The organism is Stenotrophomonas sp. NPDC077421 (genome assembly GCF_049545505.1).
Classification (GTDB): domain Bacteria; phylum Pseudomonadota; class Gammaproteobacteria; order Xanthomonadales; family Xanthomonadaceae; genus Stenotrophomonas; species Stenotrophomonas nematodicola.
Genome location: NZ_JBMWDP010000017.1, coordinates 1 through 13,780, shown reverse-complemented (window position 1 = coordinate 13,780; position 13,780 = coordinate 1). Strand labels below are relative to the sequence as shown.

Genomic DNA, 13,780 nt, shown 5'->3' with positions numbered 1-13,780 from the left:
CTCAGGGGACGGCCTGTTCGCTGGTCTTTTCCCAGGCCTGGCCATTGCGGGTCCGCCAGGTCCCGCCGGTCGCGCAGCAGCCGCCGGCGCCCAGGGCCATGCGCCCCAGCACGGCGACCACCGCATCGTCTTCCTGGCGCAGCGACTGACGCTGGCACGCGGTGAAGAACGGGTAGGGCGCCGGTGCCAGCACCTCGGCCAGCGACAGCGTCTGGCCGGTGCCGCGCACGACCTTGAACACCTTGCAGTCCTGGACGAGCAGCTCCACCGGTGTGCCGCCAAGCGTGCCGCGGAAGTGGTGCTCGGGCGGCGCATCGCGTACGGCAATGGCGGCATCGCTGAGCGGTGACGGTGCGGGCTGGCAGGCGGACAAGGCCAACAGCAGCGCGCAGACAAGCAGGGGAACGGATCGGCGCATGGGCCCGAGCATGCCACAGCCGGCGGTGACCCCAAACGCAGACAGCGGCCCGAAGGCCGCTGTCTGTTGTTGCACATGCCGCTGGATCGGGATCAGGCCTTGTCGGTCTTTTCCGGGTCCTGCTGGGGGGCGGCATCGGTCTGCGCGGCATCGGTGGGGATGTCGTCGCGGGCCTCGGCCTGCGCTGCCTGTGCGGCCGCGTCGGTGCTGGCCGGGACATCGCTGGTGGCGGAGCCGAACAACTGGCCGTTCTGCACCACCGGTGCGACGGGCGCCGGTTCAACGCGGGTTACCGGCGCGGCGTCGACCTTCTCGACGGCCGCCGGCACCGGATCCACGGCATCCAGCATGCTGGTCTGCACCGGACGGACGGTCTCGGCGGTCTCGCTGCGGGCCACGACCGGCGCGGCGTCCACCCTCGGCGCGGCCGGTGCGGCTTCGACCGGTGCGGCTTCGACCGGGGTGTCCACGACCACCGGTGCCTCGACGACGGTCGCGGCGGCCGGTGCGACAACGGCCGGTGCCTCGGCAACCACCGGGGTCACGACGGGCGCTTCAACCACCGGCGCGTCCGCCACCGGATCCGGAGCAGCGGCCGGCGTCGGCGCGACAGGTGCGTCGGCCACCGGGGCGTCGGCACGGACCGGTTCAACCGGTGCGGAGGCGGCGACCACGGCCGGGGCCGGCGTCGGCGATTCCACGAACGGCACGCGATCCGTGTAGGACGGTGCCGCGGCTTCCTCGGCCGGAGCGGCTTCGGTGTGGCCGGCGGTCACCACCGGGCTGCTGATCGCGGCAACCGGCGCGGCAGCGGCGACGGCAGCGACCGGGGCCTGCACGGGCGCCGGTGCAGCAGCGGCGGCCGGTGCCGGGCGCGGGGCCTGGACCGGTGCCGCAGCGTTCGGCGCCGAGCCAGCTTCATCGTCGAAGTCGAACTCCGGCTGCGGCTGGCCGTTGGCGGCAACCGGACGCTCGGCCTGGGCGGCGTCGGTACCGTCCTGCTCGCCGTCCTGCTCGTCGCCGTCGTCGTCCAGACCGCCGTCATCGTTCAGGCCATCGTTGCCTGCGGCCTGCTCGCCATTGCCACGACGGCGGCGACGGCCACCGCGACGGCCGCGACGACGGCGCGAGCCGCCTTCGCCATTGGCATCATCGCCATTGCCGGCGGCATCATTCTGCTCTGCGGCATCGCCGGCAGTCAGTGCCTGCTCGGTTGCCGCCGATGCGGCGGCCAGCGCCGCAGCGTCCTGCACCGGCGAGGTCACGACGGTGGCGTCGGCCACGGTCACGGCTGCGGCGGCCACCACGGCGGCATCGGCGACCGGCGCGGCGGTGTTGCCCGGCTTCGGTGCGTCGGTCTGCGGCTGACGGGCTGCCTTCTCCTCGCCCTGCTGCGGCTTGGGCTGCTGCGGCTGCTTGGGCTGCTTCAGCTTGGGCTGCTGCTCGCTGCGCGGCTGCTTGGGCTGCTGCTCACCGCGCGGCTTGCCCTGGCCCGGAGCCTGGACCTGCGCGGCAGCACCGGCGGCCGGGGCCACGTCCTGGCGACGCTCGTCACGGCGCTCGTTCTTCGAGCCGCGCTCACCGCGCTCGCCGCGGTCCTCGCGACGGTCCTTGCCACGCCCCTGGGCCTGGCCGTTCGCGGCGCCAGTGCCGCCGCGCTCGCCACGCTCATCGCGACGGCCGTTGCGGTCCTTGCCGTTGCGGTCCTTGGTGCGGTTGGCGCGGTTGCCCTCCTGGGCCGGGCGGTTGCCCGGCTGCGGGGCGGCGGCCGGAGCCGGTTCGCCACCGAAGATGCGCTTGAGCCAACCGACCACGCCGGTGGCCGCCGGGGCGGCGACCGGTGCCGGGGCGACCGGTGCCGGCGCGACGACCGGTTCGGGCGCTTCTCGCACCGGGGCCGGCTGGCTGTGCTTGACCTGGGTCACCACGGGGGCGGCCGGGATGTTGAGCTGCGCCTTGGTCAGGGCATGCACCGGCAGCTTGCGCGGGGTGCCGCGCTGGTAGCTCGGCTTGCCGCTTTCCTCGCCCAGCTCGTTCTCGCGCAGGCGGGTCACTTCGTAGTGCGGCGTGTGCAGCTGCTCGTCAGCGACGATCACGATCGGCGCGTCATGGCGCTGTTCGATCTCACGCAGCGCGCTGCGCTTCTCGTTGAGGAGGTAGTTGGCGATCTCGACCGGGGCCTGGACCAGCACCTGCCCGGTGTTCTCCTTCATCGCATGCTCTTCGGCAACGCGGATGATCGACAGCGACAGCGATTCGACGCTGCGCATGCGGCCGTGGCCGTCGCAGCGCGGGCAGACGATCTGGCTGGATTCACCCAGGCTCGGACGCAGGCGCTGGCGGCTCATTTCCATCAGGCCGAAGCGCGAGATGCGGCCCAGCTGCACGCGCGCACGGTCGTACTTGAGCGCGTTCTGCAGGCGGTTCTCGACTTCGCGCTGGTGCTTGTTGGAGGCCATGTCGATGAAGTCGATGACCACCAGGCCACCCAGGTCGCGCAGGCGCAGCTGGCGGGCCACTTCCTCGGCGGCTTCCAGGTTGGTCTGGAACGCGGTGTCCTCGATGTCGCTACCCTTGGTGGCGCGCGAGGAGTTGACGTCGATGGCGGTCAGGGCCTCGGTCTGGTCGACCACGATCGAGCCACCCGACGGCAGACGCACGTTGCGTTCATACGCGCCTTCGATCTGCGATTCGATCTGGAAGCGGTTGAACAGCGGGATGTCGTCCTTGTAATGCTTGAGCTTGCGCAGGGTCTGCGGCATCACCTGCTGCATGAACTCGCGGGCGGTCTCGTAGAGCTCCTCGGTGTCCACCAGGATCTCGCCGACATCGGCGCGCAGGTAGTCGCGCAGGGCGCGCACGATCAGGCGCGACTCCTGGTAGATCAGGAACGGGGCCGGCTTGGTCAGCGCCGCTTCGGCGATGGCCTTCCAGACCTGGAGCAGGTAATCCAGATCCCACTGCAGTTCTTCGGCATCGCGGCCGACGCCGGCGGTGCGGATGATCACGCCCATGTCGTCGGGGATGTTCAGCTTGTCCAGCGCGTCCTTCAGGGCGGCGCGGTCTTCGCCTTCGATCCGGCGCGAGACGCCACCGGCGCTCGGCGAGTTGGGCATCAGCACCATGTAGCGGCCGGCCAGGGAGATGAACGTGGTCAGGGCGGCGCCCTTGTTGCCACGCTCTTCCTTGTCCACCTGGACAACCACTTCCTGGCCTTCACGCAGCAGTTCGCGGATGCCGGCCTTGTTGTGGTCCACGCCCGCCTGGAAGTAATCGCGGGAGATTTCCTTCAGCGGCAGGAAGCCGTGACGGTCCGCGCCGTACTCGACGAAGGCCGCTTCCAGCGACGGTTCAAGGCGCGTGATACGGCCCTTGTAGATGTTCGACTTCTTCTGTTCCTTGGACGGCTGTTCGATGTCGATGTCGTACAGCGTCTGGCCATCCACGATGGCTACCCGCAGCTCTTCGGCCTGCGTGGCATTGATCAGCATTCGCTTCATACTTGCGTTCCTCGCGCGCTGCTACCGCGCGGAACGCCATGGGGTTTCGCTTCTGGTCACGCTTCGACGCCCATCGCGCATGCGCGGGGAGGGCGGCTTGGGTTTCCAGCGCTACGACACCACGGCAGGCCGCGGGAGCGCTTCATTTGTTTTGGTTTGGGTGTTTCTGGGCCGGAGGCAGCTTTCAGCCAGGCTGGAGCGCCACAGGGACATGTTCAGCGCAGATGCGTGTCAGGCATCCGGCGATGGCCGGGACCGCCGGTGAGCCGCTAACATGGCCGCCCCGGGGGCGGTGGCTGCGCACTGTGCCGGAATCGCGGGAAGTCGGGCTTCTGGCCCAGAGCAACTTCCAACGAAATCAATCCCTTATCTCGCCCGCCGAGTGTAACAGAATAAAAGGCCAATGACCGTTACCGAGCCCACCCCCAAAGCCGCTGAAGCCATGACCAGCGTACGTATGATCTCCGTCCCGGCCGACCGCGCCGGGCAGCGCCTGGACAACTTCCTGCTCGGCCAGCTCAAGGGTGCACCGCGCAGCCTGATCTACAAGCTGGTGCGCAGCGGCCAGGTCCGGGTCAATGGCGGCCGCGCCAAGGCCGAGCGGAAGCTCGAGGCCGGCGACGAGGTGCGGGTGCCGCCCGTCCGTCTCACCGAGGAAGGAGACAAGGCGGGCCCGCCCGCTGCTTTCATGAAGCGCCTGGAAGACGCCATCGTCTATGAGGACGAGCGGCTGCTGGCGCTGAACAAGCCGTCGGGCGTGGCCAGCCACGGCGGCAGCGGGATCAGCTTCGGCGCGATCGAGACCCTGCGCGCCCTGCGCCCGGGCAGGACGCTGGAGCTGGTGCACCGGCTGGACCGGGACACGTCGGGGCTGCTGATCGTGGCCAAGAAGCGGTCGGCGCTGAGCGAACTGCAGGCGCTGCTGCGGGAGGACCACGGTGCGGGCATCCGCAAGCGCTACCTGACCCTGCTGGTGGGGCGCATGCCGGATGGCACGATGACGGTGGACGCGCCGCTGCACGTGGGGCTGCGCCAGGGCGGCGAGCGGCATGTGCAGGTCAATCCGATCGGCAAGGAATCGATCAGCCACTTCAAGGTGCTGGAGCGCAAGGGCGGCCATTCGTACTGTGAGGTGCGCATCGAAACCGGGCGCACCCACCAGATCCGCGTGCATGCCCAGCACCTGGGCCACCCGGTGGCCGGTGACGACAAGTACGGCGATCCGGACGTCAACAAGCGGCTTCGTGAGCAGATCGGGCTGAAGCGCCTGTTCCTGCACGCCGCCTCGCTGGAATTTGCGCTGGACAACGGCAAGACCCCGTACCTGCTCAACGCCCCGCTGGCCGACGAGTTGACCGAGGTGCTGAACCGGTTGCGTTGATGGGGCGTGGTTGCCGTCCCGGTCAGGGGCGGCCGGGTGCGCGCGGAATGCGGCAGCGCGTGGAGCCGGCCAGCGGCCGGCATGACGCGCTGCGGGACGGCATTACCATTTGAAGAGAACCAGGCTGATGGCCAGGCTGCCCATGCCGGCCACCAGGCCATAGACCGTTTCGTGACCCTTCGCGTAGCGCTTGGCGGCCGGCAGCAGTTCGTCCAGCGCCAGGAACACCATCACCCCGGAGATCAGGCCGAATACCCAGCCGAAGGTGGCGTGGTTGAGGACGCCGGACAGGGCGAAATAGCCAATCGCGGCCCCCACCGGTTCGGCCAGGCCGGACAGCAGGCTGGCACCGAAGGCGTAAACCTTGTTCTGCGTGGCGAAGTACACCGGGACGGCGATCGCGATGCCTTCGGGGATGTTGTGGATGGCGATGGCGAAGGCCAGCGGCATGCCCACCGACGGGCTTTCCAGAGTGGCAAAAAAGGTGGCCAGGCCTTCAGGGAAGTTGTGCGCAGTGATCGCGATCGCGGTCAGCAGGCCGACCCGCTTGATATAGGCCTTGTTGTTGTCGCGGAACAGCGGGTCCTGCTTGTCCAGGCTTTCGTGCGGGTTCGGGATCAGATGGTCGATCAGCACGATCAGCAGCACGCCGGCCAGGAAGGCCATCGTGCCGTAGGCGAAGCCGGTCCGCGCGTCGTAGGCCAGGGTGAAGGAATCGATGGCCTTGTTGAGGATCTCGGTCAGCGACACGAACACCATCGCCCCGCCGGCGAAGGCCAGCCCGAATGCCAGCAGACGGGGATTGGGGCGTTGCGAGAACAGCACCATCAGGCTGCCCAGGCCGGTGGCCAGGCCGGCAGCCAGGGTCACCAGCAGGGCGATCCATACGTTGTCGCTCGAAATATCCAGCATGCGCTACCGCATCCTTTACACGGGTAACAACGCGCCGTCGCCCCTGTAGTCGTCACGCCGGGGAAAGGGCGTGCGGGGCAGGCGGTGCGTGATCAGGGGGGGATGGAGCTGGCGTGCGCTGGCTTCCGGGGGGCAGGAACGGGGCGGTCAACCGCCCTGACGCAGCCGCTCTTCGATCGCGAAGCACTGGTCGGGTTTGGGCTGCGGTGGGTTGAAGCTGATCGGCACCTGGATCGTGGTGGACACCGGCTGGCCGGCACGGGTGGCGGCCTTGAACTGCCAGGCCTGGACCGCCTTCTTCGCCTGCTCGTCGAGCTGGGTGTTGCCGCTGCCGGTGACCAGCGCCACCTCGCCGGGGGCGCCGTCGGCACCAATCACCACCCTGAAGGTGCTGGTGCCGCCGATGCCCTGGCAGGCCAGTTCGATCGGGTACTCCGGCGGCGGGGTCTTCACTGCCGCGACCTCGGTGGGCGGCGCAACCGGTGCGGCCGGTTCGGCGGGCCTGTTGCAGCCGGCCAGGGCGGCCACGGCGACGCTGGACAACAGAATGGATGACAGTTTCATGGGGTCACTCCGTGAGGGCCGAAGCCTTCGCTGCGCAGATGAAGTCGTTTTCGCTCAGTCCGCCCACATCATGGGTGGAGAAGCGCACCACGGCGCGGTCGTAATGCACGCCCAGGTCGGGGTGGTGGTCCTCGCGGTGGGCCACCCACGCCAGGGCATTCACGAACGCCATCGTGCCGTGGTAATTATCGAAGCGGAAGGTCCGGGTCAGGGCCTGGCCCTGTTCGGCCAGCTCCCAGCCGGGCACCTGGGCCAGCAGCTCGGCCACGCGGGCTGCGCCCAGCTTGTGGTCGCTGCCTTTGCGCGGCACGCAATGGGCCTGCGCCAGGGGAATCAGGTCGGCCATGCAATCCTCCACATCTAGATGTCTGAACAATGCGCCGTTCAGTGTATAAACCGAATGAGCGCGTAACGAGCGATTGGCTAGAATAGCCTGATGATCCAGATATCCGACACTGCCCAGTCCTACTTCCGCAAGCTGATCGAGCGTGAGGCCGTGCCCGGCATGGGCGTCCGCCTGAGCGCGGTCGATGCCGGCACGCCGCGCGCCGACGCGCGGCTGGAATTCGCCGAACCCACCCAACTGCTCGGTGACGAGTGGGCGGTGGACTGCGACGGGTTCACCCTGTACGTCGATGCCGCCAGTGTGGCCTGGCTCGACGGCGCCGACATCGACATCGTCGCCAACGCCGCCGGCAGCCAGCAGCTGACCATCAAGGCGCCCAAGATCAAGGGCGAGGCGCCCACCGATGCCGCCTCGCTGGTCGAGCGCGTGCGCTGGGTGGTGGAGAACGAAGTCAACCCGCAGCTGGCCTCGCACGGCGGCAAGGTGGCCGTGCAGGAAGTCTCCTCCGATGGCGTGGTGCTGCTGCGCTTCGGTGGCGGCTGCCAGGGCTGCGGGATGGCCGATGTCACGCTCAAGCAGGGGATCGAGAAGACCCTGATGGGACGTGTGCCCGGCATTACCGCGGTGCGCGACGCGACCGACCACGAGAGTGGCGACGCGCCGTACATTCCACGCGGCACGGCCGCCTGACCGCACTGCGTGCCCTTGCGCCGAGCCGACGAGATTCTCGACTGGTTGCTGGCACGCCAGCCGGATGAACGCATCCTGGAGAAAACCACGGGCCTGCCGTATGGCTGGGGCCTGTGGCTGCGTGCGCTGACGCCGCTGCCGCGCCCGCCACGGGCCACGGGCGTCGTGACGGAGATGCTGCAGCGGCCTGCGCCTGTGCCGACCGGTCACCTGCCCGCGCTGGGCTTTGTGCAGGCGGTGCGCCGCCTGTTCTGGCAGACCTGGGAGCCGGCCCCCCGCGACCAGCGCTGGATGCGCTGGACCTCGGCGCTGATCAGTGCGCTGCTGCACGTTCTGTTTGCGGTACTGCTGCTGTGGGTGGCACTGGTGCGCACCCCGGTCGATCCGGAGGAGGGTGGCGAAGGCAACCGTATCCAGGTCGCCTTCGTCGGCAAGGGCACGCCGGCCGAGGATGGCGGTGGCGCGTCCAGTGCCGAAGCCGTGGCGGCCAATGCGCCGGCCACGCAGATCGATGCCACCGCAGCGGGGGCGTCGGCGCAGGCCGCCACGCTGTCGCCGTCCCCGGCGGCCGAGCCGACCGACGCCAGTGCATCGGCCGCCGCGCCGCCACCGGCGGCCGCCGAGCCGGCGCCCCCGGCCGAGGCGACGCCGGCCAACGAACAACCCCTGCAGGCCACCGTCGTGCAGGAGGCCACTACCGATTTTGTGGTGCCGCCGCCGAGCGTGCCGCGCACCGAAGTCCGCGTGGTGCCGCGCGAACCGCAGGACGTAACCGTGCGCGAACGCACCGTGGCGGTGGTGGAAACGCCGGTGGCGCGTTCGGCCGTCCCGTTGCCGGCGCTTGCCACGCCGCCGCGTGACCGCACTCCGGAGGTCAGTGTGCGCGAGCGCGAGGTGACGCTGATGAGCGAGCGCCCGGTGCCGATGCAGATGCCGCAGTCGCGGGTGGAGGCCACGGTGCCGCAACGCGAACTGCAGGTGCGCGAGCGCGAGGTGCAGCCGGCGCCCACCGCCCCGGTGGCGATGGCCCCGGTGCCTCAGCGCGAGGTCAACGTGCGGGGCGCTGCAGCGGAAATCGAGGTGCGGGAGCGCAGCATTCCCAATGCCGCCCCCCGGCCGGCGCCAAGCGCGCCGACCGTGGCGGCCGCCGGCACCAGCACCAGTGCCGCGACCACGTCGTCCCCGTCGACCACGTCCGCGCCGGTCCGCGATGGCCCGGCCGCGTCGGCCCCGGCCAGTTCGCGCGCGGGTACGCAGCTGGCGCCGCAGCCCGGCAGCTGGGCCACGCCGCAGCGGGGTGATGACTGGGGTGCAGACGCCCAGGCGCGCGATGGCGCGCGGCGCGGCGCCCAGCAGGCCAACCAGGCCGGTACCGGCCTGTTCAATGCCGATGGCAGCGTGCGCGTGCCCGGCGACGACGGCAAGGGCGACCATGAGCGGGGGGCGCCCGGCGGTGACAAAGATGGCTGGAGCCGCGAGCGCATCGCGCAGTCGGGCACCTGGCTGAAGCGTCCGCCGTACGATTACACCCCGACCTCGTTCGACAAGTACTGGGCGCCCAACGAGTCACTGCTCGCCGAGTGGGTTCGCAAGGGCATCAAGGCGGTGGAGATTCCGATTCCCGGTACCAGCACCAAGATCTCCTGTGTGGTGTCGATGCTGCAGTTCGGTGGCGGCTGTGGCCTGACCAATCCGAACATGAACGACCAGCCGGCGGTGGCGCGACCGCCGCCGGACATCCCGTTCAAGAAGGAACTGCAGGAAGACAACGGCAGCCGTTGAGGCCAACGGCCCCAACGGAGTTGTCTTACGGCTCCACCGCGGCATCCTGCAGCGCCACGAAGGCCCAGAACGGCACGTTCTGCCCGCTCCAGTGCGCGCTTGCCTCGTCCAGAATGTCCAGCAGCGTGTCGAAGTCGGCCGACGCGCCAGCGCGCAGGTCGTCGGCATCGTTGAAGAACAGCGCATACCCGTTGGCCGGCAGCCACTGCAGATCACGCAGGCTGTCGGCGAGCGCATCCCAGTTGCCGCCGAAGCCGGATGGGAAGTCCAGCTGCGCAGCCAGCCGCATCAGCAGCGTGCGCTTGTCGCTGCAGCCGGCCAGGTCGATCCGGCAGATGCGCAGGCCGGCATCGCGCATCGCGGCCGAGAGGGGGGCGACGTCTTCGTTGCCGATGGCGTAGACGCCGGCATTGTTGATGTCGTGCAGGCCCAGCTCGAATCCATCATGTGTCATTGCCAGCTCCCGGCCGGTGGTACGTCGAAACTGCGGAAGGTTTCATAGTGGTCGTCGGTATAGAACCACGCGGTCGGCGGGTTGCCGCCGGTAACGATGCGGCGCGCGCCCCGGTTGCCGGCACCCGGGGTGTCGACGGTGTATTCGCGGTAATACCCGCGCGGGCGCTGCGGCAGGCGCTGTTCGCGGTTGCCGAACACACTGCCGTCCTGGCGGTGCGGGTAGGGGCCACCCTGCTGGATCAGGGCGAGCGTGCGTCGCGCCTCGGGTGGCAGGAACGGCGGCAACGCATCGCGGGGTCGCGTCGATGCGGCGGCCGGTACCGGCGCGGCCTCCGGCTGGGTCAGCGACGGGGCGAACTGCGGCGGTGGCGGACGCTGGGCCAGCTTGATGGCGGCCAGTCCGCCGATCAGCAGCACAATGGCGAGCAGGAGCAGCAAGGGCTTGCGCATGAGGGGCGGAAGGCAGGAAAGGTGACGCGTACTCTACCGCCATCGGCCTGCATCTCCGATGACGCTGCGTACTGCCTGCGGGATGCGCCGTCACCGCTGCATAACAATCACGCGGCACACCGCGCGCGACGAAGAATCCTTTACATGCCCCTTGGTATGCTCGCAGACCATCCCCATCATCGACACCGCAACGCCCGGTCTTCGCCGGGTGAGTGAGCTACCAGGAGAACCACATGGCCTACACCCTGCCCAAGCTGTCCTACGCCTACGACGCGCTCGAGCCGCATATCGACGCGGCCACGATGGAGATCCACCACACCAAGCACCACCAGACCTATATCAACAACGTCAATGCGGCGCTGGAAGGCACCGAGTTCGCCGACCTGCCGGTCGAAGAGCTGGTGAAGAAGACCAAGTCGCTGCCGGAAAACCTGCAGGGCCCGGTGCGCAACAACGGCGGCGGCCACGCCAACCACTCGCTGTTCTGGACCGTGATGTCGCCGAACGGCGGCGGTGCGCCGGTCGGTGACGTCGCCAAGGCGATCGAGTCCCAGCTGGGCGGTTTCGACAAGTTCAAGGATGCTTTCACCAAGGCTGCGCTGACCCGTTTTGGCAGCGGCTGGGCGTGGCTGAGCGTGACCCCGGACAAGAAGGTCGTGGTAGAAAGCAGCGCCAACCAGGACAGCCCGCTGATGGACGGCAACACGCCGATCCTGGCGCTGGATGTGTGGGAGCACGCGTACTACCTGAAGTATCAGAACCGTCGCCCGGAATACATCGGCGCGTTCTTCAACGTCGTCGACTGGAACGAAGTCGAGCGTCGTTACCAGGACGCCATCGCCTGATCACAGGGCATTGGATGACGCAACGGCCAGGCAGCAATGCCTGGCCGTTGTCGTTCCAGCGGGAGGCGCTACAGCGTTTCGCCCTGCAGGCGCAGGGTGGCCATCACGCCCAGGCGCAGCGCGCCGGTCTCGCCCTCGGCAGCCGGCAGCTTGACGTTTTCCTGCCGCAGGCCATCGAAGTGCTTGACCTGGAACAGCACGTCCAGGCCGTGGCCGCGTGCCGCGCCGGCCATTGATGGCGGATCGACACGCTCGCCCGGGTTCTTCCGCGCCGGCTGGAAGCCGGGCGTGCTGCGGACCAGCTCGCCGGCCTCGGCGGAAAAATCGCCGGCAATCAGCGAGGGCAGCCCATCGGAGGTGGCGCCGATCCAGGTCATCAGGTCGCTGGTCTGATGGCGGCGCACGTCCGGCTCGTCCGGGTCCGGACGCAGCCGGGCAATGTAGATGTTGACCAGTTCCTCCTGCACCTTGACCCGCATCATGCCGGCCGCGCTGAACTGGCCGGGCGGGTGCAGCAGGGTAACGCCGTCTTCGGTGACCGGCAGCCGGGTAAGCATGGCGCTGCCGTGGCGCAGGCCCTGGCTGGGCGGGTCGGCGGTGACGAAGTCGCAGCTGTAGCGCAGGCGCGTGGCCAGCCAGCAGGCCGGGTTGCGGCCCTGGCTCTGCAGCACCCGCTGCACCGCGATCACATCCGGCTGCAGGGATTCCAGCAACTGCAGCACCTGGTCGCGGCGCTGCTGCCACTGGCCGTCGTCGGCGACCGGCAGTTCCAGGGTGGCGATCTTGAGAAGGTGCGGGCGGGTGCCCTCGGCCTGGCGCGCGCTGGCCGCAGGAGCGGACACGACAAGCGCCAGCAACAGGACCCATCCTGGCCAGCGTCCCAACACAGCAGTCGACGTCATGCGCATAACGATAAGTTTACGCTTTGTCCGTCGACGCCTCGTGACTTCCGGCAGCGTCTGTCGCCATTGGCCTGCCATGTTCGCCGGCCGCTGTCATGTAGGGCCGCAGCGTGCGCAGGTGTGGGGCTTCCGGTAAGCTCGCGCCCTTTCGTATTCGCAGGACAGCCCCATAGGATGAGCATGATCGCAGCCGCCAGCGCTGGCAAGGGAAAGATGCCGCGCCAGATTCCCTACATCATCGGCAATGAGGCCTGCGAACGCTTCAGCTTCTACGGGATGCGCAACATCCTGGTGCAGTTCCTGATCACCTCGCTGCTGCTGCAGGAGATCACGGCCGATGGCCGGGCCGGCGAGGCCAAGGACATCATGCACAGCTTCATGATCGGCGTGTACTTCTTCCCGCTGCTGGGCGGTTGGCTGGCCGACAGATTCTTCGGCAAGTACCACACCATCCTGTGGTTCAGCCTGATCTACTGCGCCGGCCACGCCTGCCTGGCGGTGTTCGAGAACAGCCGCGAGGGCTTCTTCGTCGGTCTGGGCCTGATCGCGCTGGGCGCCGGCGGCATCAAGCCGCTGGTGGCCTCGTTCATGGGCGACCAGTTCGACCAGAGCAACAAGCACCTGGCCAAGCTGGTCTTCGACGCGTTCTACTGGATCATCAACTTCGGTTCGCTGTTTGCCTCGCTGCTGATTCCGCTGGCGCTGAAGAACCTCGGCCCGCAGTGGGCGTTCGGCATCCCGGGCATCCTGATGTTCGTGGCCACCTTCGTGTTCTGGATGGGCCGCAAGCGCTACGTACTGGTGCCGCTGCCGCCGAAAGACCCGCATTCGTTCGGTAACGTGGTGCGGACCGCGCTGTCGGCGCAGGTGCCGGGCAAGGGCCGTCCGGGCCGTACCCTGGCCATCCTCGGTGCCGTGCTGGCGGTGGCGTCGATGGGGCTGGTGGGCAGCCTGGGCATCGTGATCTGCCTGTGCATCGCGCTGGTGCTGGTGCTGGCCGGCGTGGGGGGCGGAACCTGGATCCAGCTCGACCGGGCCCGGGCGGTGCATCCGGCCGAAGCCGTGGAAGGCGTACGCTCGGTGCTGCGCGTGCTGGTGATCTTCGCGCTGACCACGCCGTTCTTCTCGCTGTTCGACCAGAAGGCGTCCACCTGGGTGCTGCAGGGCCAGCAGATGGCCATGCCGTCGTGGTTCACCGCCTCGCAGATGCAGGCCCTGAACCCGCTGCTGGTGATGATCCTGATTCCGTTCAACAACCTGGTGCTGTACCCGATGCTGCGCCGCTTCGGCTTCGAGCCGACCGCGCTGCGCCGCATGACCGCCGGTATCGCCTTCAGCGGCCTGGCCTGGATTGTGGTCGGTGGCATCCAGGTGATGATGGACGGCGGCAACGTCATGTCCATCTTCTGGCAGATGCTGCCGTACGCGCTGCTGACCTTCGGTGAGGTGCTGGTCTCGGCAACCGGTCTGGAGTTTGCCTACAGCCAGGCGCCGCAGGCGATGAAGGGCGTGGTGATGAGCTTCTGGAACCTGA

At 68.7% G+C, this 13,780-nt stretch carries 13 protein-coding genes; 5 read left to right on the top strand and 8 right to left on the bottom strand.

Features of this window, described 5'->3' with window-relative positions:
• Position 1: 1 nt before the first annotated feature.
• Both ACPEH1_RS11030 and rne read right to left on the bottom strand, forming a co-directional pair.
• On the bottom strand, positions 2 to 418 hold the full coding sequence (locus ACPEH1_RS11030; protein WP_423715775.1) for a hypothetical protein: 417 nt from the start codon (positions 416 to 418) through the stop codon (positions 2 to 4).
• Positions 419 to 510: 92 nt separating this feature from the next.
• Entirely contained in the window at positions 511 to 3,918 is a 3,408-nt protein-coding gene (gene rne / locus ACPEH1_RS11025; RefSeq protein ID WP_423715774.1) for a ribonuclease E, read from the bottom strand.
• 403 nt (positions 3,919 to 4,321) lie between these two features.
• On the opposite strand from rne, the gene ACPEH1_RS11020 reads away from it, so the two are divergent.
• Positions 4,322 to 5,299, top strand: a complete 978-nt coding sequence (locus tag ACPEH1_RS11020) for an RluA family pseudouridine synthase (protein ID WP_423666301.1) — start codon at positions 4,322 to 4,324, stop codon at positions 5,297 to 5,299.
• A 102-nt stretch (positions 5,300 to 5,401) separates the two neighbouring features.
• On the opposite strand, the gene zupT is transcribed toward ACPEH1_RS11020, so the two are convergent.
• The 3 genes from zupT to ACPEH1_RS11005 form a co-directional block, all read right to left on the bottom strand.
• Positions 5,402 to 6,211, bottom strand: coding sequence for a zinc transporter ZupT (zupT, locus tag ACPEH1_RS11015; protein ID WP_136003318.1), 810 nt, complete (start codon positions 6,209 to 6,211; stop codon positions 5,402 to 5,404).
• A gap of 147 nt (positions 6,212 to 6,358) precedes the next feature.
• A complete protein-coding gene (locus ACPEH1_RS11010; protein ID WP_166473212.1) occupies positions 6,359 to 6,775 on the bottom strand; it encodes an energy transducer TonB in 417 nt (138 codons plus the stop codon).
• Positions 6,776 to 6,779: 4 nt separating this feature from the next.
• Positions 6,780 to 7,121, bottom strand: coding sequence for a 4a-hydroxytetrahydrobiopterin dehydratase (locus ACPEH1_RS11005; RefSeq protein ID WP_017357207.1), 342 nt, complete (start codon positions 7,119 to 7,121; stop codon positions 6,780 to 6,782).
• 90 nt (positions 7,122 to 7,211) lie between these two features.
• Between ACPEH1_RS11005 and ACPEH1_RS11000 the strand changes: the two genes are divergently transcribed.
• The gene (locus ACPEH1_RS11000) at positions 7,212 to 7,811 is read left to right on the top strand and encodes an NfuA family Fe-S biogenesis protein (protein WP_017357208.1); all 600 of its coding nucleotides are present in this window, start codon (positions 7,212 to 7,214) and stop codon (positions 7,809 to 7,811) included.
• A 9-nt stretch (positions 7,812 to 7,820) separates the two neighbouring features.
• On the top strand, positions 7,821 to 9,593 hold the full coding sequence (locus tag ACPEH1_RS10995; RefSeq protein WP_423715773.1) for a hypothetical protein: 1,773 nt from the start codon (positions 7,821 to 7,823) through the stop codon (positions 9,591 to 9,593).
• 25 nt (positions 9,594 to 9,618) lie between these two features.
• Here ACPEH1_RS10995 and ACPEH1_RS10990 read toward each other — a convergent pair whose 3' ends face one another.
• Together ACPEH1_RS10990 and ACPEH1_RS10985 are read right to left on the bottom strand one after the other, a co-directional pair.
• Positions 9,619 to 10,047, bottom strand: a complete 429-nt coding sequence (locus tag ACPEH1_RS10990) for a barstar family protein (RefSeq protein ID WP_017355351.1) — start codon at positions 10,045 to 10,047, stop codon at positions 9,619 to 9,621.
• Complete coding sequence (locus tag ACPEH1_RS10985; RefSeq protein WP_017355352.1) at positions 10,044 to 10,499, bottom strand: ribonuclease domain-containing protein; 456 nt, start codon at positions 10,497 to 10,499, stop codon at positions 10,044 to 10,046. The genes ACPEH1_RS10990 and ACPEH1_RS10985 overlap by 4 nt, the downstream gene beginning before the upstream one ends.
• A 233-nt stretch (positions 10,500 to 10,732) precedes the next feature.
• Between ACPEH1_RS10985 and ACPEH1_RS10980 the strand changes: the two genes are divergently transcribed.
• Positions 10,733 to 11,344 (top strand): superoxide dismutase, encoded by a 612-nt coding sequence (locus ACPEH1_RS10980; protein WP_026070662.1) that lies wholly within the window; start codon positions 10,733 to 10,735, stop codon positions 11,342 to 11,344.
• Positions 11,345 to 11,412: 68 nt separating this feature from the next.
• On the opposite strand, the gene ACPEH1_RS10975 is transcribed toward ACPEH1_RS10980, so the two are convergent.
• A complete protein-coding gene (locus tag ACPEH1_RS10975) occupies positions 11,413 to 12,246 on the bottom strand; it encodes an endonuclease/exonuclease/phosphatase family protein (RefSeq protein ID WP_051008579.1) in 834 nt (277 codons plus the stop codon).
• A gap of 180 nt (positions 12,247 to 12,426) precedes the next feature.
• Between ACPEH1_RS10975 and ACPEH1_RS10970 the strand changes: the two genes are divergently transcribed.
• A partial coding sequence (locus ACPEH1_RS10970; RefSeq protein WP_423715795.1) for an oligopeptide:H+ symporter occupies positions 12,427 to 13,780 on the top strand: 1,354 nt, incomplete at its 3' end.

What these genes read in the sequence shown, in the direction of transcription:
- ACPEH1_RS10985 (WP_017355352.1), bottom strand. Translation starts at nt 10,499, where the DNA reads ATGCGCAAGCCCTTGCTGCTCCTGCTCGCCATTGTGCTGCTGATCGGC.
- ACPEH1_RS11005 (WP_017357207.1), bottom strand. Translation starts at nt 7,121, where the DNA reads ATGGCCGACCTGATTCCCCTGGCGCAGGCCCATTGCGTGCCGCGCAAA.
- ACPEH1_RS10980 (WP_026070662.1), top strand. Translation starts at nt 10,733, where the DNA reads ATGGCCTACACCCTGCCCAAGCTGTCCTACGCCTACGACGCGCTCGAG.
- rne (WP_423715774.1), bottom strand. Translation starts at nt 3,918, where the DNA reads ATGAAGCGAATGCTGATCAATGCCACGCAGGCCGAAGAGCTGCGGGTA.
- ACPEH1_RS11000 (WP_017357208.1), top strand. Translation starts at nt 7,212, where the DNA reads ATGATCCAGATATCCGACACTGCCCAGTCCTACTTCCGCAAGCTGATC.
- ACPEH1_RS11020 (WP_423666301.1), top strand. Translation starts at nt 4,322, where the DNA reads ATGACCGTTACCGAGCCCACCCCCAAAGCCGCTGAAGCCATGACCAGC.
- zupT (WP_136003318.1), bottom strand. Translation starts at nt 6,211, where the DNA reads ATGCTGGATATTTCGAGCGACAACGTATGGATCGCCCTGCTGGTGACC.
- ACPEH1_RS11010 (WP_166473212.1), bottom strand. Translation starts at nt 6,775, where the DNA reads ATGAAACTGTCATCCATTCTGTTGTCCAGCGTCGCCGTGGCCGCCCTG.
- ACPEH1_RS10990 (WP_017355351.1), bottom strand. Translation starts at nt 10,047, where the DNA reads ATGACACATGATGGATTCGAGCTGGGCCTGCACGACATCAACAATGCC.
- ACPEH1_RS11030 (WP_423715775.1), bottom strand. Translation starts at nt 418, where the DNA reads ATGCGCCGATCCGTTCCCCTGCTTGTCTGCGCGCTGCTGTTGGCCTTG.
- ACPEH1_RS10975 (WP_051008579.1), bottom strand. Translation starts at nt 12,246, where the DNA reads ATGACGTCGACTGCTGTGTTGGGACGCTGGCCAGGATGGGTCCTGTTG.